Source organism: Sphingopyxis bauzanensis (assembly GCF_002205675.1).
GTDB lineage: Bacteria > Pseudomonadota > Alphaproteobacteria > Sphingomonadales > Sphingomonadaceae > Sphingopyxis > Sphingopyxis bauzanensis.
On sequence record NZ_NISK01000002.1, the window covers coordinates 445882 to 469849 of the forward strand.

Annotated in this window: 28 protein-coding genes; 15 read left to right on the plus strand and 13 right to left on the minus strand. The window is 62.4% G+C overall.

The genetic code is table 11. The features are described from left to right. The first annotated feature begins 13 nt into the window (after window positions 1-13). From CDQ92_RS21115 to CDQ92_RS08710, 7 genes are all read left to right on the plus strand, one after another. Window positions 14-262, plus strand: coding sequence for a hypothetical protein (locus CDQ92_RS21115; protein ID WP_162291069.1), 249 nt, complete (start codon window positions 14-16; stop codon window positions 260-262). A 10-nt stretch (window positions 263-272) separates the two neighbouring features. Further along, window positions 273-446 carry a heavy-metal-associated domain-containing protein gene (locus CDQ92_RS08685; RefSeq protein WP_229667325.1) on the plus strand — a complete coding sequence of 58 codons (174 nt, stop codon included), beginning with the start codon at window positions 273-275 and terminating at the stop codon, window positions 444-446. 113 nt (window positions 447-559) lie between these two features. Next, window positions 560-2056: a serine hydrolase domain-containing protein gene (locus CDQ92_RS08690; protein WP_158213810.1), complete on the plus strand. Its 1497-nt coding sequence runs from the start codon at window positions 560-562 to the stop codon at window positions 2054-2056. A gap of 260 nt (window positions 2057-2316) precedes the next feature. Continuing rightward, window positions 2317-2667, plus strand: a complete 351-nt coding sequence (locus tag CDQ92_RS08695; protein ID WP_088440997.1) for a DUF3147 family protein — start codon at window positions 2317-2319, stop codon at window positions 2665-2667. A 29-nt stretch (window positions 2668-2696) separates the two neighbouring features. Further along, window positions 2697-2957 carry an excalibur calcium-binding domain-containing protein gene (locus tag CDQ92_RS08700; RefSeq protein WP_229667287.1) on the plus strand — a complete coding sequence of 87 codons (261 nt, stop codon included), beginning with the start codon at window positions 2697-2699 and terminating at the stop codon, window positions 2955-2957. A 255-nt stretch (window positions 2958-3212) separates the two neighbouring features. After that, window positions 3213-3554, plus strand: a complete 342-nt coding sequence (locus CDQ92_RS08705) for a helix-turn-helix transcriptional regulator (protein WP_088440998.1) — start codon at window positions 3213-3215, stop codon at window positions 3552-3554. Next, window positions 3544-4857, plus strand: coding sequence for a type II toxin-antitoxin system HipA family toxin (locus tag CDQ92_RS08710; RefSeq protein WP_088440999.1), 1314 nt, complete (start codon window positions 3544-3546; stop codon window positions 4855-4857). The genes CDQ92_RS08705 and CDQ92_RS08710 overlap by 11 nt, the downstream gene beginning before the upstream one ends. Window positions 4858-5115: 258 nt before the next feature. On the opposite strand, the gene CDQ92_RS08715 is transcribed toward CDQ92_RS08710, so the two are convergent. Both CDQ92_RS08715 and CDQ92_RS08720 read right to left on the minus strand, forming a co-directional pair. After that, window positions 5116-5766 carry a PilZ domain-containing protein gene (locus CDQ92_RS08715; RefSeq protein ID WP_088441000.1) on the minus strand — a complete coding sequence of 217 codons (651 nt, stop codon included), beginning with the start codon at window positions 5764-5766 and terminating at the stop codon, window positions 5116-5118. A 113-nt stretch (window positions 5767-5879) separates the two neighbouring features. Continuing rightward, window positions 5880-6710 carry a response regulator transcription factor gene (locus CDQ92_RS08720; protein ID WP_336596121.1) on the minus strand — a complete coding sequence of 277 codons (831 nt, stop codon included), beginning with the start codon at window positions 6708-6710 and terminating at the stop codon, window positions 5880-5882. 90 nt (window positions 6711-6800) lie between these two features. On the opposite strand from CDQ92_RS08720, the gene CDQ92_RS21120 reads away from it, so the two are divergent. Both CDQ92_RS21120 and CDQ92_RS08730 read left to right on the plus strand, forming a co-directional pair. Continuing rightward, window positions 6801-8657: an EAL domain-containing protein gene (locus tag CDQ92_RS21120; RefSeq protein ID WP_158213812.1), complete on the plus strand. Its 1857-nt coding sequence runs from the start codon at window positions 6801-6803 to the stop codon at window positions 8655-8657. After that, window positions 8651-9061 (plus strand): BLUF domain-containing protein, encoded by a 411-nt coding sequence (locus CDQ92_RS08730; RefSeq protein ID WP_088441002.1) that lies wholly within the window; start codon window positions 8651-8653, stop codon window positions 9059-9061. Before CDQ92_RS21120 ends, CDQ92_RS08730 begins: the two co-directional genes overlap by 7 nt. Window positions 9062-9085: 24 nt before the next feature. On the opposite strand, the gene CDQ92_RS08735 is transcribed toward CDQ92_RS08730, so the two are convergent. Further along, a complete protein-coding gene (locus tag CDQ92_RS08735) occupies window positions 9086-10618 on the minus strand; it encodes a PAS domain-containing sensor histidine kinase (protein WP_158213813.1) in 1533 nt (510 codons plus the stop codon). Window positions 10619-11301: 683 nt separating this feature from the next. Between CDQ92_RS08735 and CDQ92_RS21915 the strand changes: the two genes are divergently transcribed. Further along, the gene (locus CDQ92_RS21915; protein ID WP_308423613.1) at window positions 11302-11391 is read left to right on the plus strand and encodes a DUF2256 domain-containing protein; all 90 of its coding nucleotides are present in this window, start codon (window positions 11302-11304) and stop codon (window positions 11389-11391) included. Window positions 11392-11480: 89 nt separating this feature from the next. On the opposite strand, the gene CDQ92_RS08745 is transcribed toward CDQ92_RS21915, so the two are convergent. Together CDQ92_RS08745 and CDQ92_RS08750 are read right to left on the minus strand one after the other, a co-directional pair. Continuing rightward, on the minus strand, window positions 11481-11660 hold the full coding sequence (locus CDQ92_RS08745) for a conjugal transfer protein TraD (RefSeq protein WP_088441004.1): 180 nt from the start codon (window positions 11658-11660) through the stop codon (window positions 11481-11483). 350 nt (window positions 11661-12010) lie between these two features. Continuing rightward, entirely contained in the window at window positions 12011-12724 is a 714-nt protein-coding gene (locus tag CDQ92_RS08750) for a hypothetical protein (protein WP_088441005.1), read from the minus strand. Between the two features lie 197 nt (window positions 12725-12921). Here CDQ92_RS08750 and CDQ92_RS08755 point away from each other — a divergent pair, with 197 nt between their 5' ends. Together CDQ92_RS08755 and CDQ92_RS08760 are read left to right on the plus strand one after the other, a co-directional pair. Next, entirely contained in the window at window positions 12922-13503 is a 582-nt protein-coding gene (locus CDQ92_RS08755; protein ID WP_088441006.1) for a DUF1989 domain-containing protein, read from the plus strand. Window positions 13504-13599: 96 nt separating this feature from the next. Then, window positions 13600-14658, plus strand: a complete 1059-nt coding sequence (locus tag CDQ92_RS08760; RefSeq protein ID WP_088441007.1) for a L,D-transpeptidase family protein — start codon at window positions 13600-13602, stop codon at window positions 14656-14658. 1 nt (window position 14659) lies between these two features. Here CDQ92_RS08760 and CDQ92_RS08765 read toward each other — a convergent pair whose 3' ends face one another. The 6 genes from CDQ92_RS08765 to gntA all read right to left on the minus strand — a co-directional run bounded on the left by CDQ92_RS08765 (window position 14660) and on the right by gntA (window position 18381). Continuing rightward, complete coding sequence (locus tag CDQ92_RS08765) at window positions 14660-15001, minus strand: hypothetical protein (RefSeq protein WP_088441008.1); 342 nt, start codon at window positions 14999-15001, stop codon at window positions 14660-14662. Window positions 15002-15057: 56 nt separating this feature from the next. After that, window positions 15058-15552: a hypothetical protein gene (locus CDQ92_RS08770; RefSeq protein ID WP_144035729.1), complete on the minus strand. Its 495-nt coding sequence runs from the start codon at window positions 15550-15552 to the stop codon at window positions 15058-15060. Next, entirely contained in the window at window positions 15545-15742 is a 198-nt protein-coding gene (locus CDQ92_RS08775) for a hypothetical protein (protein ID WP_088441010.1), read from the minus strand. The genes CDQ92_RS08770 and CDQ92_RS08775 overlap by 8 nt, the downstream gene beginning before the upstream one ends. Further along, entirely contained in the window at window positions 15739-16482 is a 744-nt protein-coding gene (locus CDQ92_RS08780) for a Crp/Fnr family transcriptional regulator (RefSeq protein WP_088441011.1), read from the minus strand. The genes CDQ92_RS08775 and CDQ92_RS08780 overlap by 4 nt, the downstream gene beginning before the upstream one ends. Window positions 16483-16645: 163 nt before the next feature. Continuing rightward, a complete protein-coding gene (locus CDQ92_RS08785) occupies window positions 16646-17578 on the minus strand; it encodes an NAD(P)/FAD-dependent oxidoreductase (RefSeq protein ID WP_088441486.1) in 933 nt (310 codons plus the stop codon). Continuing rightward, complete coding sequence (gntA, locus tag CDQ92_RS08790; RefSeq protein ID WP_088441012.1) at window positions 17575-18381, minus strand: guanitoxin biosynthesis heme-dependent pre-guanitoxin N-hydroxylase GntA; 807 nt, start codon at window positions 18379-18381, stop codon at window positions 17575-17577. Before gntA ends, CDQ92_RS08785 begins: the two co-directional genes overlap by 4 nt. Before the next feature lie 185 nt (window positions 18382-18566). Between gntA and CDQ92_RS20800 the strand changes: the two genes are divergently transcribed. Beyond that, entirely contained in the window at window positions 18567-18863 is a 297-nt protein-coding gene (locus tag CDQ92_RS20800; protein ID WP_144035730.1) for a hypothetical protein, read from the plus strand. A gap of 17 nt (window positions 18864-18880) precedes the next feature. Here CDQ92_RS20800 and CDQ92_RS08800 read toward each other — a convergent pair whose 3' ends face one another. Then, a complete protein-coding gene (locus CDQ92_RS08800) occupies window positions 18881-19081 on the minus strand; it encodes a hypothetical protein (protein WP_088441013.1) in 201 nt (66 codons plus the stop codon). A gap of 242 nt (window positions 19082-19323) precedes the next feature. On the opposite strand from CDQ92_RS08800, the gene CDQ92_RS08805 reads away from it, so the two are divergent. Beyond that, window positions 19324-20010 carry an MgtC/SapB family protein gene (locus tag CDQ92_RS08805; RefSeq protein ID WP_088441014.1) on the plus strand — a complete coding sequence of 229 codons (687 nt, stop codon included), beginning with the start codon at window positions 19324-19326 and terminating at the stop codon, window positions 20008-20010. Further along, window positions 20011-21270, plus strand: coding sequence for a cation:proton antiporter (locus CDQ92_RS08810; protein WP_088441015.1), 1260 nt, complete (start codon window positions 20011-20013; stop codon window positions 21268-21270). A 190-nt stretch (window positions 21271-21460) separates the two neighbouring features. Here the strand turns inward: CDQ92_RS08810 and ligD are convergent, their stop codons facing one another. After that, on the minus strand, window positions 21461-23968 hold the full coding sequence (gene ligD / locus CDQ92_RS08815) for a DNA ligase D (protein WP_088441016.1): 2508 nt from the start codon (window positions 23966-23968) through the stop codon (window positions 21461-21463).

A 23968-nucleotide genomic window follows, 5' to 3' on the forward strand; every position in this document is an offset into this window, starting at 1 on the left:
TGAAGCGCAGGTCATGCCGGCAACCGCGACACTCAGCTCCGCCGAGTGGGCAGCAGGTGCATTGCTTTCGGGCTTCAATTCAATGGCAACAGACATGGAAATTTCTCCGGTTTTGTTCAGTGAACCGGAATTTGCGGCTTCCCACGATGGGAAGGTCAAGAGCAATAAAATTTTTGCGAAGCTGCTTGACCTTGCCACGGTGGCAAGCCCCATCTTTGGATTTCACTCAAAGTTTTGGAGGTTCCATGAAATTCCGTTTTGAAGTTCCAGGGATGACTTGCGGCGGCTGCGCGCGCACTATCGTCGCCGCTATTAAAGGCGTCGACGCGCAAGCTGAGGTCGACACCGACGTCCCGGGAAGGATTGTGAGAGTCGACACCGGCAGGGACAGTGACCCGCTAATCGCAGCCATCAAAGCAGCCGGCTATGACGCGCGGCTAGGGTAGCGGACCGCACCAATGCATCGGGCATGACGACCTTTATTGCCATCACACCCCTTTCCGCCTTTCTGCGCCCGATGAAGTCGGCGTGGCACCCTGCCTCCACTAAAGGACGACCCATGCCAAGCAGCCTCGTCGCCGCACGCGCTCAGTCTCCGAGAATCGGCAGCACCACGCCGTTCGTCGCGCGCCTTCTCCTCGCTGCGATAGCGGCATCGATGGCGATGCCGGCCGGGGCATTTTCCGGCGGCAGCTCCGTCCCGTTCGAAGGCGCTCTGCGCCGCGCCGTGGCGATCAAAGGAGCGGCGGATCAACGCTTCGATCTAGCCGAGCGCATGGCGCATTATCGAGTACCCGGTGTCAGCATCGCGGTGATCGAGAATTGCCGCATCGTCGATGCACGGGGCTTTGGCCTTCGAACATGGGGCGGAGATCCCGTCTCTGCGGAGACAATATTTCAGGCTGGATCGATCAGTAAGTCGGTCACGGCGATCGGGGCACTGCGCCTTTTCGAGCGCGGGACGCTCGCGCTCGATCGTGACGTGCGTCTCCAGATGAAGGGCTGGGCCTACAAGGATACGCTGGAGCCCGTCACGCTGCGACATCTGCTTGCCCATACGGCAGGGACGAATGTCGCGGGGATGAAAGGCTATTTGCCCGGAGCGCCGCTTCCCAGCACCGAGCAAATCCTCAAGGGAGAAAAGCCGAGCAACATTCCAGCCATTATTGTCGAGAGCGAACCCGGCAGTCGCTGGCGCTATTCGGGCGGCGGTTATGTCGTTGCGCAATCGCTGATGAGCGAGGCGACCGGAAAGGATTTTGCTCCGTTGATGCAGGACCTCGTCCTCAAGCCGCTCGCAATGACGCGCAGCAGCTACGAGCAGCCGCTGCCGCAAAGTCGCCATGCCGCAGCAGCCGAAGCGACGAGTGCCGACGGTTCGGCCCTTCCTGGAAAATGGCGAACCTATCCGGAAATGGCCGCCGCCGGCCTTTGGACCACCCCGAGCGATCTCGCCCGCTTCGCGATCGGCTTGGCCCGCTCGGCCCGCGGCGACGAGAGCGCTATCCTCAACAAAAGTGCCAACGACCAGCTGATGACCCGAGGCCTTGGCAACTGGGGCCTCGGGGTCAATCTCGGCCCGGACGTCGGCGTGCGGCAAATCAGCCATACCGGCAAGACCATCGGCTTCACGTCGATGTTCATCATCTATCCCGACCACTGCCAAGGCGCGGTCGTCATGACCAATGGCTATGATGGCGGGTGGTTGATCAATGAAATTATGGGCGCAATCGGCGACGTCTATCAGTGGCCAGGCCGCCAGGAGCCCGCCGTCCAAGCGACGATACCGCTCACCGAAGCGATAACGCGCCGCTTCGCCGGGAACTACCGCCTCAAGGACTTTCCGGCCGAACGGTTCAGCATCTCGCGCGACGCGCACGGCGACCTGCGCTGGGCACGCGAAGGGCATGTTGGCCGCACACTGCTGCCGGCTACCCCCGCAAAGCTGTTCTCCCCGGACAGCTTCATGACGATCGAATCGCCCGATCCAGACCGCGCTGCAACCGTTACGTTGTCGTTCGACGGAGGGTCCAATATTGCTGAGCGTATCGACTGACCCTAGCCAATCTGACCACACCATCAGCGGCAATTTTTGGTCTTTCATTGGGCCGTTGAGCCAATGCCGAATGGCGGGTGCTGAGTAAGGAGCTGCTGAACGCGGATTACGCAACGGTGCAATCGACCCGCAGCGCCGTCACCGCGATGCTGCACAACCAAGACGGGGGCGACCATTCGCCTATGGGAAGGAAAACCGAGGGGGACAAATGCCGCCATCCGCCGCATGCGTATGTGCCACATTGCAAAAAAGGGTGAGCCATGACCTATCTGCTTGTCAAAGCGCTTCTGTCGGCGCTGATCATCGTTGCCGTCTCGGAAATCGCACGCCGGAGCGCGGGTCTCGGCGCGCTCGTCGCGTCGCTGCCGCTCATCTCGGTGCTAGGCATGATCTGGCTGTGGCGCGATACCGGCGATCCGGCACGTATGGCGGCGCATGCGCAGGCAACATTCTGGTATGTCCTACCTTCGCTGCCGATGTTCCTACTCATTCCGCTGCTCCTCAGGCGCGGGATCGATTTCTGGCCGGCGCTGCTTGCCGGATGCGTGCTGACCGTGCTGCTTTATGCCGCGATGACCGCGCTGCTAAGCCGCTTCGGAATTACCCTTTGAAATGTCAGATGGCAGAATGACTAACTTTGATGGCAATTTGTCGGACAGGTTTTGGCAGGACTATTGGGCCGCCAATCGCAGGACTCATCAGCCCAAGTCGCAGGCATCCCGCCGTCCGTCGGCCCATTGCATCGCCGGCGCCGTCGGGCGTCTACTACAATTACAATGCAGCATTGGCAGCAGGTACCGCGCCCCTATGCCGCGGTCAGCCCGGATATCGACCAGAGATGGATGGCGACGGCGACGGAGGGCGTGCGTACCATTTCGGCTGCACTGAGCGATCGGGCTGAGTTGATATAAGTTCAGCCAAAGTTTCCGGCGCGGTCTTGGGACCTTTCATAGCTGGAAGCCATGATGACGATCGGTACGAGAATCGAAGAGACGGGAACCCTGCGCCGCGACGCGGGCATGCTCACTCTATGAGTGACGCATATCGAGCTTATATGCGCTACTCATAGCACACTATCTTGACATGCGTCATTTTTGGTTCCTTAATGATCTACTGATAACGCATATCAACTTTATATGATCTATGAGTGATACAAATGCCCGCTTCGAAGAAGAATAGCTATGCACGTTACACTTTGGCGGCGCTTGAGCGCCTTGGCCAGTTGGTTGCGGTCGCGCGCAAGGAACAGCGGGTGACCGCGCAAGGCCTTGCCGAACGGATCGGCGTGACGCGCGCGATGATCCAGCGGCTCGAAGCCGGCAATCCGAAAGTCGATATCGGCGTGGCTTTCGAGGCGTGCACGATCCTTGGCATCCCGCTGCTCGGCGAGGACGATGTGGGCAGCATGACATTGCGCGTCGAGGAAGGGCGCCGGCGACTGTCCCTCCTGCCACGTTATGCGCGCGCGCGCACGGTAGAGCTCGCCGATGACTTCTGATCCCGCACGTCCCCGCGACGCCTTCGTCTGGACCTGGCTGCCCGGAACGAGCGAACCCGTCGTCGCCGGACGGCTCGTTCGCGTCGGCGACGAAGCGCATTTCGTCTACGGCCGCTCGTACCGCGAACGCGCCAATGCGGTCCCGCTCTACCTGCCCGAGCTGCCGCTCGGCGGCGAGACAATGCGCCCGCCTGCGGGGCATTATATGGCGAGTTCGCTGCGCGATGCGGCGCCCGACGCTTGGGGCCGCCGGGTCATTCTCAACCGGCTGTTCGGCGCACGCGGCGCCGAGCTGGATGCGCTCGAGCTCGACGAGTTCGTCTTTCTTCTGCAATCGGGCTCGGACCGCATCGGCGCGCTCGACTTCCAGGCCTCAGCGAGCGTCTACACCCGGCGCGGAGGCGACGGCGCGAGCCTCGACGCGCTCATCGCTTCGGCCGAGCGGGTCGAAAATAATCTGCCGCTCTCGCCCGAGCTCGACCAGGCGCTGCATCATGGCAGTTCGATCGGCGGCGCGCGGCCCAAGGCGCTCATCACCGACGGCGACCGCAAATTTGTCGCCAAATTTTCGAGCACGAGCGACACCTATAGCGTCGTCAAAGGCGAATATATCGCGATGCGGCTCGCCGCACGCGCCGGGCTCGACGTCGCGACCGTGGGGCTCGCGCAAGCGTCGGGCAAGGACGTGCTACTCGTCGAACGCTTCGACCGGGCGCATGGCCCGGCCGGCTGGGAGCGCCGCGCAATGGTGTCGGCGCTGACGATCCTGGAACTCGACGAGATGCAGGCGCGCTATGCAAGCTACCAGGATCTCGCCGAGCAGGTCCGGCTTCGCTTCGCAGCGCCGAACGCGACGCTTCACGAACTTTTCGCACGCCTTGTCTTCAATATCCTTGTCGGCAATGTCGACGACCATGCGCGCAATCACGCCGCCTTCTGGGATGGAACATCGCTTCGCCTCACCCCGGCCTATGATATCTGTCCGCAGGCGCGGGCCGGGGGCGAAGCGAGCCAGGCGATGCTGATCCACGGCCAGGTCCGCGCGAGCCAGATCGCCGCCTGCCTCGACGCCGCTGGGCACTTCCACCTCGATCGCGCCGGCGCACTCGCACTGGCGACGGCGCTGCTCGAGACGATCGGGGCAAGCTGGAAGCCGCTTGTTGACGAGGCCGGATTGGGTGAGATCGACACCAAGCAGTTCTGGGGCCGTCAGTTCCTCAACCCATTCGCTTTCTACGGCCTCGAAGGGGAAGCGGCCGCGCTCGCCGCACGCGCCGACGTGATCCGCGCTGCGAACGCCTAGACTGGCTGCCGAGGCGCCGAGCCATCAATAGCGCCCTTCGCCGACGCCCCTAAATCTGATCTACCTCTCCCTCTGAGTCGTCCAGAATATCAACAATTTTGGACCACTCGGAAGGGGACGGATCAGTTGGAGACGGTCGGCTTGTGGGTCTCCAGCAAGACTTGCGGACGTTCCGGCAGGCAAATTCTCTCAGTTGCCGATATCCCTCTAATTGGTGCCTTCGGCGACCGCGTCGTTCGGAGGCAACCTCTCCAACTATCATCCGCCCACACGTCCCAGTTTATCCGTCGAACCGAGATCACGCACTGAAAACGGGGTTAGTAAAGAAATACCGGCCTGCCCGGCTTGCGACCAGCGCACAACGCCTTCGCGTTCCTCGATAGCGCCAAGGAGAAGCTTCACCCGTAGGCCTTCCTGAAAGCTGCCGTCATGCCGAACCTTAACGCCGCGCAGCGAGATATTTTCGATCTGGACGCTGCGCGTACCGAACTCGCCTTTCGCGATTGCTTCGGTCGAACAATGCAGGCGTAGCGGACGGTCGCCGCCGCGGACGCTGTCGGCGAACAGCCGGACAAGCGTCGCCGCGCTGTCGATGGGGTAGCTAAGCTGCACGCCGCAGTTTTTGCCGTCGTGCCACACGACCTTGCCGCTTAGGCGAATGACCTCGGACAAATCGATCTGCAAGTCCGCGCCCGGCGATACGCGCAGCTGGGTAGCAAGCATAAGCCCTTCATCGGAAATGTTGAGGACGCGCGCGAAGCCTTCTTCGCTTGCCGCCGAAACGCGCGCGACCCGAAAGACGCTGCGCTGGCGGGGCTGCGAACGCTTGTCGCCACCCGGCGATCGATCATCGTTGATCGACCCGTGCCACGGATCGCTGCCATACTCATCGAAACTGTGCGTGTTCATCCACTGCCCCTTCCAGCGGCGAGGTTAAAGGTACTGGGGGGCATTGATAGCTGTGGGAATTACCACAGCGTCAGGTCATGAAATGTTTAAACTTATGCGGTGACATGGCCGTGTTACTGAGCGTGATTGTCGGCATAGTGCTTTATGCGCCTCGACAGGCCGAGCGTCCGTTCCGCTTTGGCGACCAGCGCAACAACCTCCGCGATACTTTTAAGCCGTAGCTTGGTCAGCGCATTTTTTCGGTGCATCTCAACGGTTCGGACGCTCAAACCGAGCTGATGGGCGGCCAGTTTATTGGGTGATCCGTCGAGCAAGGTTGCCACGACATCCTGTTCGCGCGGCGACAGGGAATCCAGCAGCGCGCGGGCGTGCGATCGAGTTGCGGCGGTTTCCTGAAGCGTGCCCAGCATGCCAAAAGCCGCCGCCAGCGCCTCATCGAGCAGCCCGATTTCGAAGGGTTTCTCCAGAAACTCGATTGCGCCCATCTTAACAGACCGCACCGCCGTCGCGATATCGCCATGCGCGGTCATTATGATCACCGGCCACGACACATCGCGGCAGCGTAATTCCTCCAGCACCTGTAGCCCGTCCATTTTCGGCATGCGAAGGTCGAGCAGAAGGGGCGCCGGCTTCAACGTCGGTAACAGATCGAAAAAATCCTCCGCCGCCGCAAAAGGCCACGCCCGAATATGAGACGTACCGAGCAAGAAATGGAGCGACTGACGAACATCGCCGTCATCGTCGATCACATAGACGTTTCGCTCAGACGACCCGTCGGCTCCGTCCTGAATTTCGACCATTGATTCACCTGATTTGCCAACTGCTGCATGGCTGTGCTCCCTAAAACCAAAACGGTGAAAGTTAACAATGGTTGCACGAGGCGCCCCGCATTTCCCCGATCTATCCCCTACGGTTTCCATGGCGTATGGCGAATAACTGGGCATATCAAAGCCGCCCGAAGGGGGAAAGAATTGCGATCGCAGGACAATATAGACGATCTCGACGCCGAGTGTCCCCAAGCTTCCCGCCGCCGCATGGCGATTGCGCGCTACAATATTTTGGACAGCGCCGCCGAGCGCGATTTCGATAATCTCACCATACTTGCGGCGGAGGTGTTCGGCGCCACTTTCGCGGCTATCAGCTTTATCGATCGCACCCGGCAATGGTTCAAAGCCAAGCATGGCCTGGGCGTTGCCGAGACCCCCATCGAGCAATCCTTTTGCGCGCACGCGCTGAAATCCTCGGGGATATTTCTGGTCAAAGATGCCGCTCATGACCGGATTTTCGCGGCAAATCCGCTGGTGACCGGTGATCCGCACATCCGCTTCTATGCCGGCATGCGGGTGCTCGCGAACGACGGCACCCCGATCGCCGCCATATGCGTGATGGATTCAGCGCCGCGCCCCGAAGGCTTGACCCAAGCCGAACGACTGACGCTGCAAATTTTGGCGTCGCAGGTCGAATCGCTCCTCGAACTGCGTCATGCCCTCATTCTGCAGAAGCAGCAGGTGGCGCTGCAAAGGACGTTGTCGCGGCAGCTTCGCCATATGTCGAACCACGACGAACTCACCGGGTTACCAAGGCGCAACCTGTTCCGCGAAAAGCTCGACGCGGCGCTGGCAGATGCCGGTCAAACTGGTCGCCGGGCGGCGGTCATGACCGTCGATGTTGATCATTTCAAACAGATCAACGACAGTTTTGGTCATGACGTCGGCGATTCACTGCTCTGCGCCTTTGCGAAACGCTTTCGGGCTGCCACGCGCAGCACCGACACCGTGGCGCGACTTGGCGGCGACGAATTCGGGCTGGTCATTCCCGACATCGGCGCCGGCGACGACCTGAAAATGCTGCTGCGTTCGCTGGGCGAGCGCTTGCACAAGCCATTCAAACATAATGGGCGAGTCATCAATTGCGAGGCCAGCATCGGCGTGGCGATTTATCCCGACCATGCCACCTCCGCTGATGATTTGATCAAGTGCAGCGACCTTGCGCTGGCCGCTGCCAAAACATCGCGCGGCTGTTCCGCAATCTTTTCGTCGGGGATGGCGGAGAATTTCGACCGACAGGCGCGCATGCTCGACATCGCGCGTGCGGCAATCGCCACCAATGAATTGATCCCGCATTATCAGGCTAAGGTAAGCCTGGCGACGGGCCGGATCGTCGGTTTCGAAGCGTTGGCGCGCTGCCAGCAGGCGGGAACGCCGCCGCTGCTGCCCGAAATGTTCGCGCACGCCTTTACCGATGGCAAGCTCGCGGCCGACATCAGTCGGCAGATGCTGGCGCAGGTGCTCGACGATGTGCGGCACTGGGTCGATACCGGCGCCGCATTCGGCCATGTCGCAATTAATCGCAGCGCGGCCGATTTCAGAAGCGATGATTTTGCCGAACGACTGCTGGATGCTATCGATAGCCGCGGACTGGACCCGGCGATGATCGAACTGGAAGTTACCGAAGGCGTTTTCCTGGGCCGGGGGAATGAGCAAGTCACGCGGGCGCTCGCGTTGCTGAACGCACGCGGGGTGCGCGTCGCGCTCGACGACTTTGGAACCGGCTTTGCATCGCTGACGCATTTGAAGAAATTTCCCGTCGATGTGATCAAGATTGACCGATCGTTCGTCGCTGGCGTGGCGACCAGCCCCGACGATGCGACCATCGTGCGGGCGCTGATCGGGCTTGGGAAAAGTCTCGGAATCGAAACCGTAGCCGAGGGCATTGAAACGGTCGAGCAGGCGTCATTCCTGCGCCGTCACGGATGCGATCTGGGGCAAGGATTTTTCTACAGTGCGCCTGCCCCGGCAGCCGACGTACCGTCGTTGATTGAGCGAACGTTGCCGCATTATAGGCCCGCAAAATTTCCAACAACACGCGGAAGCCTCGCCCTGGCATGCTAATCTCGACACTCTATGTGAGCCGGAGCCGGATCGAACCGACCCGCGCAACCGCGGCCATCGCGGATCTGGTCGAGGTATCTATCGCGAACAACCTGCGCCGCGACATCACGGGAGCCTTGCTGTTCACCGGTGCGCATTTCGCTCAAATACTGGAAGGGCGGGAGGACGTCATCACAGCCCTGATGAAGTCGATCGGCCGCGACGAACGCCATGATCAGCTGACAGTCATCAATCAAGCCCCTCTCAAAGAGCGAATATTCCACGACTGGGCTTTAGCGTATAATGGGCCGTCGTTGTTTATCGCACGCCACGTTGCGCGCGTGTTGGCAAGTCCGCCCGGCGTGGACAAGCAGCGCACCGCCCGCTGGCTGACAGATACAATGTTGGAACTCATGACCGTGTGACATCCAGCGAACACGGCGCCTTGGCTATCCCGCGGCTTCCTCGATGTCAGCCTGCGCAATCGGCAGCGCGAAACGGAATTCCGAGCCCGCATCGGACGAATCTTCCAGCCAGATGCGACCGCCATGTGCTTCGATGATCGTGCGCGATATCGACAGGCCCAGCCCCATGCCGCCTTCCTTGATCGTATCGGACCAGGTGAAAATGCCTTGCGCCGCTTCGGCCGTAACGCCCGGCCCCGTATCGCGCACTGCAACGACGATCTCGTCAGCGGCGGTTTCGGCCGAAATCCTGACTTCCTTCTGCTCCAGGTCCGACACCGCCTCACAGCCGTTCCGCAACAGATTGATGACAACCTGCTGAATTTGGGTGCGGTCCGCGAAAAGCTTCAGGTTGGCGGGGATGGCGTAGCGTAATTTGGTATCGATCGAGCAGGCGCTGCGGACAAGATTGATCGACTCCTCGACGACGGCTTTCAGCTCGAAAGATTCGCTGGCGCGAACGCGGCGATCGGTGAGGTCGCGCAGCGTGCGAATGATCGCGCCCGCCCGTTTGGCGGCCATGTCGATGGCGTTTAGCGCCTCGCGCACCTGGGCATTGTCGATGTCACTGCTGTCCACCAGGCGCAGGCACCCGGCAGCGTAGTTGGTGATTGCGCTGAGCGGCTGGTTAAGTTCGTGCGCCAAAGTCGTCGCCATCGTCCCCATCGCATTGACGCGCGATGTATGGACAAGTTCGGTTTGCAGGGTTTGCAGTGCCGCGGCCGCCTCCTGATGTTCGGTAACATCATAGCCTTCGCAAAAAATACCGACGATGTTCAGGTCGGCGTCGCGCACCGGTTCGTAAACAAAATCGGCGTAGCGACGCACCATCGGCCCACCGCTCGGACTGGGCAGATCGAACGCCACGGTTTCGCCGCGGTAAGGCACACCCGTCTGGAACACCCGGTCGAGGATGGCGACGAAACCCTGCGCGGCAATCTCGGGCATCGCCTCTGCCACCGTCAGGCCTTCCAGCTTTCTGTGGCCGACAAACCGGCGATAGGATTCATTGGCAAAGGTGATGCGGTGTGCAGGTCCTTCCGACGTGGCAATGAAGCCCGGGGCGTGCTTGTATAGCGCGCGCGATTCCGCCGGGTTGCTGCGCGGACTTTCGATTTTGCTGTCGTGAGGGTAGAAAGACAAGATGTGCTGGCGATGCACCCCCGTATGATCGCGCACCGGATGGAGCAACGCGCTAGCCAGATACGTCGAACCGTCGCGTCGGCGAAAATTCAGCTCCCACGTTGCCGGCTGGCCCGCTTTCAGAAACGCCTCGATCGTCGCAACGCTCGCCGCGTCGGTAATCTTCGTAAAGACGGATGATGCAGATCGCCCCAGAACCGCCGGATGCGACAATCCCGTCGCAGCAAAAAAGCTGGGATTGGCGATTGCAACGGAATGGGTTCCGCCGGTTACGTCGATGAACAATATGGGAATGCTGGCATTCTGGATAGAGACCACCAGAGAGCCCGTGGGGCTACCCCGATCGCTACCGCGCGGTTCGATGGTTTCCGTCATCCCACATATCCCTGTGCCATGCCGCCTTGCAAACAGGCCAGCCCGCTGATCCGCGCTGCGGTCCACAGCGATGGCGAAAATTTGCGTGCGCGAAGGATAGCATGTTTCCGCGATCGGCGATGCGAAGTTGTGCGGCGATCCGATACCGTATTTTTCCCGTGTCGGTTGGTCCACTTTGGTTAACACCAGGGGCGCTACCCGTTTTCTACCGAAGGTTGGTCCCTTCGAACGACGGCGGATCAGCCCCACCTGATCCGCCGTCACCATTCCCATCACCCGCATGCCGGAACTGCAATGAAGCACTGGAAATCCCGCTCGGCACGACGATAAGCGGCATGGTCACGATCAGGTTTGGCGCAGCGACCGCATTCGCCCGTCAAGGCGGATCGGTAGCGATCCCGCACGCGCTCCTCGCTTCCGCCGACCGGCCTTTATACATGGCAGAGGAAGCGGGCCGGAAATGTTGCCGCACGACGTTGCCCTTCGCCAAAACCGCGACATGATAGGACGGTATCAATGGGTGTCGGCCGCTGCTCATTCACGCTCCTGCGCCGGCGGCCTGTTCAGGATCGTGACGCGGAGTTTGCATATCAAAAACCACATTCTGCAGGACAAATCGCAGCGCCACGGATGATCAGAAAATCCGATTCTCCGTCCAGGATCTGCGCAGGCTGCTGCCGACCATTCTCGCGGCGAAAAAATGGGCGCGGGACTGGGATAATGTGAAATATTGTTCGGGTCGCTGCCGGTCAGCCAAGACCGTGAATTTCTAAGGAAGACTGCGTTCCGGGGACCGCTATTTGTACCCGGGCCCGCCCCTTTCAAACGGGGCGGCAGATAATCGAGCCGCTCTTCCTGCCATTCAGGGTACAGACCGATCACCGCCGTTGAAGAATTCAGCTCCGCGCAACGCCCAAGCCACCAGTTTTGTATCGTCATTGCTCTCAGCAGCTTCGAGCAGCGCGCCAGCTAGAACGTCCAACGGCAGATCGCCGGCACCAGTAGCCGCGACGACTTCGCCCACCAGCTTGGTTTTCCGCATGGTCAGTTCCGGCAGTCTTCTCGGTCTGCACCGGGCAATTGTCACGACGTTATCTTCTCGTTCCACGACAATCGCCCTTCTTATCCACGCGGGGTGTGACTCATGTGCAGCAGTGCCGAGCGTCCCCTTCGCTCATAATACCCTAGAATGCGTGAATCGTGGTTACCCGCCTATACCGTAAAAACACCGGGATTTGCGCCGGAGTGAGAGGAAACTCCGTCGCCGGAACCCCGCATTGTTCAGTCACCAACATCGCCGTAGAGCCTCGTTCGCCGCAACGTTGATGCTGGCGCGAGCTCCTGCAGCGCGCCTCAGTCAGCCAAGGATGCTGGCTGAGGCGCGCGCGATTATCAATTCATGGCGTGGATGCGGACAACCGCTTGGGTCCGGGCGTCGATTTGGTAGATCTGGCGCCCGTCCGAACGATAATAGGACTGGCTGGTGTCGCGATACCGGTCGCGATACTCATAGGGTACGCCGTAAAGGTTCGACGGCGCGCGCTGGCCGACTTGCAGGGTCGCCTCGTTGCGGCCCAGTACATTGTCGATCAAGCCGCCAATGCCGCCGCGCTGTGGCGGCTGACGATAATCATCGTCCCGGTCGTCATCATTCCAGCGACCATCGGGGCCATCGCTGCGTCCGTCATAGCGATCATCGTCGCGATCATCGTCGCGATCATTCTGGCGGTCCCAATCGTCATAGCGCCCGTTCGCGCCGCCCTCGGCGCGGCGAACATCCTGGCGCAGTGCGCGCAGCCGGGCTTGCAGTCCCTGCCGCTCTTGATTGGTCAGTCCGCCGCGGCTGTACTGGCGCTCCAACTGCGTCAATGAACGCAGGTTGGCGCGCAGCGAGACGGCCTCCTGACGGCTGATCGCGCCCGACTGCACGCCGGCCTGGATCCGCACGCGCATCTGTTCGATCCGCGCCGCCATGTTTGCACCGGCGCGGTCGTCGTCGCGGTAATTGTCGCCGCGGTTCTGGTAGCCATCGCTCGGATATTGAGCGGCGGCGGGGCTGGTGAGGGCCGCGGCGGATACCGCCAGGCTCACGAGTAGCGTCTTCATCGGCTTTCTCCTGTCAGCCCCCCAGCGTGCCGTCCCAAAGCGCTTTGCCGGGTGTCGGGTTGCTGAATGGCGGCCTCAGGCGCTATTCACGCGCAAACCGGAAACCAAGAAAGGGATGACGAGAGTTTGCCTGGCGAGGCAGCCTTCGCTCGCGCCGCACGTAATATCCGCACACCCTCTTGCGCGAAAGACCATGCATGACCGAGATTATCGCACCGCGAAGCGGCACGGCCTTCCCCCTCAGCCGCGGCGAAACGCTGCGCGTGATCGACCCCGAGGGCGGTCAGGTCAGCGACATGCTGGCCTTCATGCGCGGCGACGTCCGCGAGGTCGTCTCGAACGGGCGGACGTTCGATTATGAGGAAACGATCCGGCTGACGACCGGCAACCGGCTGTGGTCCAACCGCTCCAATCTCATGCTCGAGATTGTCGAGGACAATGTCGGCACGCATGATTTCCTGCTGACCCCGTGCAGCGAGGCGACCTTTCGCCATTTCTACAAGGACAAGCCGGTGCATCGCGGCTGTTTCGGGAACCTGGCCGAGGCGCTGGCACCCTATGGCATCGCCGCGGACGATATTCCCGTCGCGTTCAATATCTTCATGCACGTTCCGGTCGACGATGCCGGCAAGGTCAAGGTGCTGCCGCCGCCGACCACGCCCGGCGATTTCATTCGGTTCCGCGCCCTCGACGACCTGATCATCGGCCTGACCGCCTGTTCGGCCTATGACAGCTGCGGCGGGACGTTCAAACCGATCCACTATGAAATCGAACCTTAGCCGAAGTTTGCGTGTCGCCGCGAACGGCGCGCATCCTTTAGCCTGCGCAATCGTTGATGAAGCCTCAACCGAGAGGACCAGCGCTTGAAAATTCCAATGTATCTCGCCGGGTCACTGCTGCTCGCCGGTTGCAATGCTTCACCCGACAAGAGTGCGGACGAAACGCGCCCGGCCACGCAGGCGAAGGCGAACGGCGATAGTCTGATATTCGCCGACGCCGAACCTGGCTCGCGCCCCTTCACGGAAACCCCCATCCTGCGGGCGCAGGTCATCCTCGATCATCTCGGTTTCTCGCCCGGCGTCATCGATGGCAAGGAAGGCGCGTCCTATGCCGCGGCGTTGCGCGGCTTTCAGCAGGCGAATGACCTTGCCGACACCGGCAAGCTCGACACCGCGACGGAGCAGGCGTTGCAGCGGTGGCGAGAGGTGCCCGCGACGCGGGTTGTCATCATTCCGGCAGGCTTTGCCAAAGGGCCGTTCGTCCCGGCCTTTCCGAAAGACGCCGCCGAACAGGCCAAATTGCCCGCGCTCGGCTATCGCAATCTGACCGAGGCGCTCGCCGAACGCTTTCACACCACGCCCGAAACCCTTGTCGCGCTGAACAGCGCATCGACGCTGGTGGGAGCCGGCCGCCCGTTTCGCGTCCCCAACATCGCCGACATCGACCAATCTAAGCTGGGAGAGGATTCGCGCGGCTGGAACGGGACGCTCGAACGCCTGGGCGTTGCGCCGCAACAACCGGCCGCGGCCAAGGTCGTCGTCGACAAATCCGAAGGCGTGCTGAAAGTATTCGACGCAAGCGACAGGCTGATCGCGCAATTCCCCGCGACGATGGGAAGCAGCCGCGATCCGCTGCCGATCGGGACATGGAAAATCCAGGGCGTCGGCCGCAATCCCGATTTTCACTATAACCCTAAATTGTTCTGGGATGTGAGTGATAGCAAAGAGGCGGTTAAGTTGCCTCCTGGTCCGAACAGCCCCGTCGGGGTGGTCTGGATCGACATCAACAAGCCGCATTATGGCATTCATGGCACCAGCGAGCCGCACACCATCGGCCGCGCCGAAAGCCATGGCTGCGTCCGGCTGACGAACTGGGATGCGGCGCGGCTGGCGCAGATGGTGAAACCGGGAACCCCTGCCATTTTCCAGAATTGAATCAGCAGGCGCCGGATTGGGGCAGGTGCCTAGCGGCTGCCGCCGATCGGCGCTTCTCCACCGGTTTTCGGGGGTCGGTGCGCATCCCGGCCGTGCCGCCACCTGCCTGCGCATCGCTGTCATAATCTTCAGGATAGCCCTTGCCGCCTGCTCCGGCGCCGCTGCCGCTGACCGGGCCGCTGCCTTTGCTCGCGCGCCGACCGCGGTTGTCGGCGCCCGTGACGGCGCCGTCGTCACGGTCGCATTTGGGATAGTCGCTCGGCTTGACGGTGCTCACATTCTCGCGGTCTTCGACCTTGGCTTGCGGGAGCGATCCTGCGGGGCCTGAATTTGTCGTCGTCATGTCAGCCGATTGTCATCATATGTCCTCCCATGGCGCTTGAATCAACGATGCCGCAATCAGCGCCGCGATGCCCCTCGCCCCTTCGCTGCGGGTCGCTTCGCCGCCAAGCGCCGCACATTGGTCGCGACCTGGCGATGGACCGGCGCGAGGCTCGCCGCGCTCAGCCTGGCGGTCGCCTCGATAGATTCCAGTATCAGCGTGGCGCTGCGTTCGCCAAGGTCGCCGATCTCGGCCGCAGTCGGCAACCGGCCACGCATTGCCATGGTGCCGAGGTGCTGGAAATGCTCCATCCAGGCCGCCTGGCTGTCCCACCAGATCGTCGCGGCGGCAGAACCCGCACGCGACAGCGTGTCGATCTTTTCGGGGATTATCCGGCCAAGCTCGGCATGGTCCGCCGTCCACGGCGATTGCATCGCCTTGCCAATGATCGCGCCGCGCGCCGCGACGACCTTGTTCGCGCCGCCAAAGGTTTCGGCCGCGCGGACGCTCGTAGTGTGCATCGATGCGCCCGCGGCGAGCATGCGGTTCCATTGGGCGAAGGCGTCAAACATCGGACGCCGCCTGCTGGCGCTCGGCGGCCGCCGCGGCATCGATCAGGCTTTGCCCGGTCCCCGCGGCGGCCTCTGGCGTCATGGTAGCTGCCACGCCGTCAGGCCCGTCGAGGAAAACAAGTCCGCCTTCGGCGGTCGCGGTGCCCGGCTTGGTTTCGGGTTGAAGCTGGTCGGACGCGTCTCTCATCATTTTGGCCTTTGCACGGAGGGGAGCTGGCTATCGTCGTCGATATACAGGTAGGCAGGATTGAACTGCGCGCGCGCGGCGAGCCCTGCCGGGTCGAGGATTTCGACCAGCGACGAGCGGAACAAACAAAGCTGCTCCTCGCGCAACTGGCGCATCACACGGTTGACATGAACCGTCGTCAACCCGCAGATTTCGGCGAGATCGGCCTGCGTGAGCGCAAGCGCAAAGCGGCGCCCGTCGCTGAGGCCCGCCGAGAACAGCCGCGCGTTGGTCTCGCACAGAAAATGCGCGACGCGCCCCGTGGCATCGAGGCGGCCGAGCCGAAACAGCCACGCGCGGTGGATCGCCGCATCGAGCAAAGTCGCGAACCACAGCTTGCGGATCAGCTGCGGCATCTCGTCGCCGATCGCTTCGATCTCGGCATGCGGGACGGTCGCGACCGTCGCGGTCGTCAGCGTCGCGACATCATGGTCGAGCACCTTGAGCGGAAAGGCGTGGAGATCGAGAAAGTCGCCGGGAAAATGGATCGCTACAAGCTGCCGAAGCCCGGTCCGGTCGTCAAGATAGCGCGACATGATGCCTTCGAGCAGCAAGGTGCTGTTGGTCAGCGGCTCGCCCGCTCGCGCCACGATCTTGCGCGGGCCAAAGGTCTTGACCTCACTGATCGCGCCCTCAATCCGCGCGCGCTCGTTCACCTCGAGACTCGCACCGCGTTTGTCTCTCAGTAAACGTTCAGTAAACATGATGTACTATCCTTGCGACCGGGTTCGTGAAGGATCAGCGATTACCTTGTGCCACGGTCCGAACGAGCGACATCGCCTGCTGTTGCATGGCAGGCGCGGTTAAACGCATGATGCAGGTTAGTTTCCGTCATGTCCGACGTGCCGCCCGGCAATTGCGCACTGGTCAGCGGCGAAGCGGCGCTTTTTCAGCCAGGTCATTGCGAATGGTCGTCGCAGCAATCCCGCCCCCGCCCATCGCATGACTGATCTGGTCGAGCCCGAGCACGACATCGCCGGCGGCATAGAGGCCGGGGACGTTGGTGCGCTGATGCGTATCGACCTTCAGGCAGCCCGCTTCGGACATCACCGCGCCCAATGGTGCGGCCAGCTCGGAACAGACGTCCGAGCCCAAGGCCGGATAGAGGCTATCGAAAGACAGCCGGTCACCATTGACCCGCAGCTCGATGACGTCGTCCGCCAACGTGATCGCCCGGCAGCTGCCGGCCACCTTGATACCCGCCTCGCGCAATCGCCCATAATGGGCATCATCCAGTTCGTGGCCGCCTTCGGGTGCAATCAGCGTGATGTCGGCGGTATAGCTGCGCAGAAACAGCGCTTCGTCGCAGCCCCGATCGCCGGTGCCGAGCACCGCGATCCGGCGGTCGGTCACCTCATATCCATCGCAAATCGGGCAGTAGCGCAGCCGACCATCGCCAAGCGCCTGTCGTTGGGCAGCATCATCGAGCAGCAAGGGGCGCCGGTTGACCACCCCGGTCGCGAGCAGGACGGAGCGCGCGGCGATAACGGATCCTTTCATCGTCGCAGCGAACCCGTCGCCGTTCCGCACGATGCTTTCGATACGGCCGTCGCGCAGATCGGCGTGATAAAGACGCGCCTGCTCGCGCATCCGCATCAGCAGGTCGTTCCCCGATATGCCATCGGGAAAACCGGCGTGATTGCGGGTCAGCGGGATCAGGCTGGCGCGGCTCTGCCCCGCATCCATAACCGCTACCGACAAGTGAAACCGCGCCAGATAGATGGCGGCGGTCAACCCCGCCGGTCCGCCGCCGATGACCAGGCAATCCAGCGAGGATGGCGCGGCGCGTGGCGCTTCTATCGCCCGGCCTCCGCGATATTCGTCGGCGACGGCGATCGCGAGCGGGCATCGGACACGGTTTCTGTCACGTCGGCGCTGCGCAAATCGGGAAACATCACGTGCTCGTTCCCTCCCGGGGCAAAGGCGCCGCTGCGTCCGGCGAACGGACAGGACCAATCGGCGCCGACCGCCCGTCCCGAATATTGCCGCGCTTCGGACACGCTTCCGTGCCGCGCCAGCATCGGGTTGACGTCACCCGCCAGCGCCACATCGCGCGCAATGATCGTGCTGCGCATCTTGTCATACACGCCGCTCGCTCGCAACTGGACGAACTGGTCGTGCAGGTTGAAGATCAGCGCCGGACGCTCGAACCGTCTGGCCGGTCGACTGGCCTGGGGATGCAAGCCGACGACGAAAAACGCCTCGCCGCCAAAGCTCAAAGAAAAATGCGGGTCGCCGGGATCGGCGCTGACGCGCGGGTCGGCGCGCTGACCGTGAAAATCATCCTTGTCAGTCAGCGATTCCAGCCGTTCCCAAAGGCAGCGCTCGAAGGCCTCTTCGTCCAGCGTATTATCGGTTTCGAACAGTACCGCGAGCGAGTGGAATAGCGTCGGCTCGCGCGCATAGCTCGACGCCAGATCGAGCAAATTGGGATAGATGCGCAGATCGTCCCACGCCGAACACATGTCGCGGCCAACCACGATCCGCATCTGCTCCTTGGCCAGTGCCGACTTGGCACCAACGCACGGAAAGGCCGGATCGCGAATGAACGCCTGAAAGCGCTGAGCCAGGGGGTGGCGACTATCATCGACAGGGTTAAGCATGGGTGAGTAACCGCTGGCGGCGCGTCCGGTTGCGACCGATTAACCTGGGTTGCATCGATTTGTCCCAGCCCGTCGGTTGCCTGCTCTCCATTCGGCCTAAGTTGATGGAGGTTAACGCGAATAGCGCCGCGACCGGGCAACTTTTGCAACGGCGCCCCGTTGATCGTCCGAAAAGGAACGATCGCATGACCAGCACGAAACCCTCGACCGCCACCAAAGGCAGAAGCGGATATTTCGGCAAGTTCGTCGGCGCCGCCGTGCTCGGCGGCATCTTCTGGTTCACCCGTGGCCGCAAGTCTGGCGCATCGAACCCGGAACCGCATTCGGCCGCTTTCGCTAAACGCGAAACCGACCCCGAGAATTTTGACCAGACGCGCTCCGCCGGGCCCGCCGGAACGCGCGACGCGCCCCGCCAGGACTGGGACCGCGTCGACGAAGCCGCGGACAAATCCTTCCCCGCGAGCGACCCGCCCGCCTACTGACGCGTCGGCCGTCGCCGCTAACGGCGACGACGCGTCCCGTGACAGTTGATCGTATGAAGCGTCAGCAACGCCTCAGCGGTCGCCTGCCACAGCGCCGCCTGCGCCGCATCGCCCTCGGCGGCCGCCCGGGTTGCATGGGCGTGCGCCTCGGCGGCCTCACCATGGTCCTCATCTGCGGCAAGGACGGCCTGCCATATCAGCGCTTTGTCGTTCGTCATTGCCAGCCCCTCGCGACGCCGAATCGTATTGCAAACCGTCCTTGCTCTGGCGCGAAATCGTCTTGATCCATGTTAGATTGTGAAGGTTCTGGCCCGCCAACGTTGCTGGAATCGGCTGCCGCCTTGCCGACGTTGCAACCGCCGCAGCTAGCGCGCGTTGCAATTTTATGACGACTTCCTTGCCATTCCGCCGCGTCGCAACCCGTATTCGCCTCATCGGCTCCATCCTCAGGACCCAATAGTTGGAACTGCTTTCCCCCGACCTGCTTTGGCCGATCATCGGCGCGATTGTGGCCAGTGCGATTATCGGCGCCGAACGCGAGTATCGGGCCAGCCCCGCCGGGCTGCGCACGCATATCCTGGTGGGCTTTTCATGCTGTCTGTTGATGCTGTCGGCGGTGCATCAGATGGCGTGGCTCAACGACGCCCCGGTCGAGGTGGTCCGCATCGACCCGGTCCGAATGGCGCATGGGATTTTGACCGGCATCGGCTTTTTGTGCGGCGGAGTGATCTTTCGCGAAGGGTTCAACGTCCGTGGGCTCACAACCGCCGCTTCGCTGTGGATGACCGCGACGCTGGGCATTTTGTTCGGCATCGGCTTTTACGAGCTGGCGATCTTCGCCGCGGCCGCGACAGTTCTGGTACTGGCCGCCGTCACGATCACCGACCGGCGCGCACCGCAGCAGCGCATCGTGCATCTGAAAGCCCGATATCGGCGGTCACAGGCCATCGCGCTGAGCGACTTCGGCTCGCTGCTCGCCGACCATAAGCTCAGATCCATTACCATCGACCAGTCGATGAACGACGATATCGTGGAATATGGCGCCATCGCGCACGGCTATAGCGAAAGCCGCGCCGAGCGGCTGGCCGCCAGCCTGTCGGGTGACCCCAATGTCACGGGTTTTGAAATTCGCCCGCAACAGGCCTGAATGAACGATCAACCCTTCTTCGCATTGAGCAGTTATCATGTCGGTATGGCGCTGATCGGCGCCGGGATTATCGCGGCCTTTTGGCTGCCGCGTTTTCTGTCAGGGCGCGAACCGGCGGCGTCGGCGCTGCTCATCCTGTTCGGCATCGCAATCTACTGGATTTTGCCCGATGTCGCCAAAGGGCTCGATCCCCGCGCGACGCCGAAATTTTGGGAATTGGCCAGCGAGCTTGCAGTGATCGTCGCCTTGTTCGGTACCGGCATCCGCATCGACGATCTATCGAACTATCTCCGCTGGCGTCCGACGATCCGGCTGCTGGCGATCGCCATGCCGCTCACCATCGCCGCGGTGGCATTCATGGGCCTGACCTTTGCCGGCATGACGCTGGCGGGAGCAATCCTGCTCGGCGCGGTGCTCGCCCCGACCGATCCCGTGCTCGCCGGCGAAGTCCAGGTCGGGCCGCCCACCGAAGGCGCGGAACAGCCGGTACGCTTTGCGCTCACCACCGAAGCGGGACTGAATGACGGGCTGGCTTTTCCGTTCGTCTATCTCGGCCTGCTCGTTGGCACCACGGGCTTTTCCGCTGCGATGCTGGGCGAGTGGCTGCTGGTCGATGTCGTCTATCGCATCTTGGTCGGCTGTATCGGCGGCGCGGCGGTCGGATGGCTGCTCGCGCGGATCCTGTTCGTCATCCCGCGCGGCAATGTCCTTGCCGACACCGCCTCGGGTGTGCTGGCGATCGCCGGGGTGTTGCTCTGCTATGGCGCGACCGAACTGGTCGAAGGCTATGGCTTCATCGCGTGCTTTGTCGCCGGGATCGTGCTGCGCCGGTTCGAGGCCAGCCATCAATTCCACGGCAGGCTCCACAGCTTCAACGAAGCGATCGAGCTCGCGCTCACCGCGCTGCTGCTGATCCTGATCGGCGGCACTTTCCCGCTGCTATTCGGTGAGCTGGACTGGGCGCATGCGGGCATTGCGATCGGCCTGCTGTTCATCGTGCGCCCGCTCGCCGGATGGCTGAGTATGGTCGGCACCGACCTGCCGTCGCAGGATCGGCTTGTCGTCGCCTTCTATGGCGTGCGCGGGATCGGATCGATCTACTATCTGGCTTATGCGACCAGCCATCTCGAGCTGGTCAACGAAGGGCAATTATGGGCCACGATCGCGCTGACGATCCTGTTGTCGACCGTCGTTCATGGCTTCACGGCGGGACCCGTCGTCGATCATATCGTTCGGCGCCAGCGCGGCGGACGCGCCTGACTGTCCAAGCCCGAGCGGCGATGCCAAACAGGCCGGTTGCCGACCATGGAAACATTTCGCCGGGCGCGGGCGGGGTCCGCTACCGCACGGCAAGGCTGGCTCAGGCAGCCACGCCGCTACCAGTCAAACGCGTTCGGGCGGCGCAGACAATGGCAGGCACGGACCGGTCCCAGCCACCCACGCGCATCGATCAATATGTCGGCAGGGTCTGCGCCGCAAAGCCCCAGCCCTTGAGGTCGGCGCCAGCGGGGCGCTTGATCAATTCATCTGCATCGTTGATCGACCATGCCCCCGCACCCTTGACGTCGGCAAGCGCGTCCCAGCCGATCGGCACCGCCACCGGCGCTCCTTCGCGCGCGCGCGCCGAATAGGGCAGGATTGCCGTGCTGCCGCGCTGGTTGCGCAGCCAGTCGATGAAGATTTTGCCCTTGCGCTTCGCCTTGCTCATCGTGGCGACATAGCGATCGGGCTCGGCCATGCTGAGCGCCTCGGCAAAGCGCTTCGAGAAATCCTTGTGCGCATCCCAGCTGTGGCCCGGATCGAGCGGGACGACAATATGGACCCCCTTGCCGCCCGACAGCATTGCGAAGCTGACCAGCCCCAGGTCGGCAAGCTGGCGGCGAATATCGAGCGCGGCCTTTTTGACCGCGGCGAAATCGAGCCCCTCGTCGGGGTCGAGGTCGAATATCATGCGGTCGGGTTCTTCCACCGCATCGACATGGCTGCCCCAACCGTGGAATTCGATCGTCCCCATCTGCACGCACGCGAGCAGCCCGTCGGCGTCATCGATATAGAGATAATCCTCGTGGCCGCCGTCCTTTTCGCGGATCGGCACCTGATGGACATGATCGCCGAATGACCCTGCGTCATGTTTCTGAAAGAAGCATTTCTTGCCGCGCCCCTGCGGACAGCGCACGAGGCTGATCGGACGGCGCGCGCTGTGCGGGAGCATGACGGGCGCGATGGCGGCGTAATAATCCGCAAGATCGCCTTTGGTCGCCTTGGCTTCGGGGAAGATCACGCGGTCGCGGCTGGTGATCGTCACGTCGCTCGTTGAGGGCGGGACGGATTGCTCCTTTTCGGGGGTCACGTCTTTGGCCTCCTTGTCGCTGCGTAGCCCCAGGAAGCTTGCGTGGCGAACCGACCCGCTGGCGGTAAATTCGGCGAACGCGATCTCAGCGACGAGTTCGGGCTTGAGCCATTGCGCCTTGCGCGCGGTAGCGGCTTCGATGTCCAGTGGCGCCGTCTTGCGGGCCAGCCGGGCGAATTTTTTGGCAAGGTCGGCCATGGTGGCGGCGTCGAAACCGGTGCCGACATTGCCCCTGTAGGCCAGGCTCTCGCCCTCATGCTGGGCCAGCAGCAGCGAGGCAAAAGGGCGCGCCTTCGTCGTGGAGGGGTTCCAGCCGACAATGACAAATTCCTGCCGCCGGGTGCATTTGACCTTCAGCCAGTTTTTTGAGCGCCGCCCCGAATAAGCGGCGTCGGCGCGTTTCGAAATGATCCCTTCCTGCCCGGCGCTGCACATCGCATCAAAAAGTGTCTCGCCCGCGCCGATGATGTGATCGGCAACGGCGATCGGCGGGGCGGCATGGCGCAACAAGGCCTCGAGCCGTTCCTTGCGTTCGAGATTGCCAAGCTTGACGAGCGATTGGCCGTCCTGTTCGAGCAGGTCGAAGGCGAAGAAATGCAGCGCCGTCGCCTCATCCTGCGCGCCATGACCGCGTTTGAGCACCGCTTGCAGCGACGAGAAGTCGGGATTGCCGTCCTTGCCATAGGCGACAATCTCGCCGTCGATCAGGCACGGCGGCAGGTCGAGCGCGGCGACGTGGCGGACGAGCGGCGCGAACTTGTCGGTCCAGTCAAGGCCGTTGCGCGTGTAAACCCGCACGTCACCGCCCGCCGCCGCGATTTCGGCGCGATAGCCATCATATTTGATCTCATGGAACCAGCCATTGCCGACCGGCACCGCATCGACGAGCGTCGCGAGCTGAAGCGGGCGGAACTTGGGCGGCTTGCCCTTGACCACAGGTTTCGCGACCTTCTTGTTGTGCTGGGCTGCGGCCTGCATCTTTTTCGCAAAGGCTGCGCCTTTCGCGCACTTGAGCGATTGTTCGCCCTCATCGTCGGCCGCAATCTCGGCCATCGTGCGACCGGTGAGGACGCTCGTCAGCTCGCGGCCGACCAGATCGTCGGTGCCGGCGGAAAAGGCGTCGTCGACCTTGCGCAGCAACCAATTCTCGCGCTTTTCGCCGGGGCGCGGCTTCATGCGGACAAGCAGCCATTCACCCTTCATCCGGGTCCCGTCGAGGGTGAAATGCAGGTGGCCGTCGTCCAGATCTTTCGCGCTTTTGCCCGCGATCGGCTCCCAGGTACCACGATCCCACAGCATCACGGTGCCGCCGCCATATTCGCCCTTGGGGATATTGCCCTCGAAATCGGCGTAGCTCATCGGATGATCTTCGGTGCGGACGGCAAGACGCTTGTCGGCGGGATCGGCGCTCGGGCCTTTCGTCACCGCCCAGCTTTTGAGCACCCCGTCGATTTCCAGCCGGAAGTCATAGTGGAGCCGGGTTGCGTCGTGCTTCTGGACGATGAAGCGGTTGCCCGCGCCCTTGGCGACCTTGCCCTCGGGTTCGGGGGTGAGCGCGAAATCGCGTTTGGCGTTGTATTGCGCGAGTGGATCGGGCCGCTTGGCCAT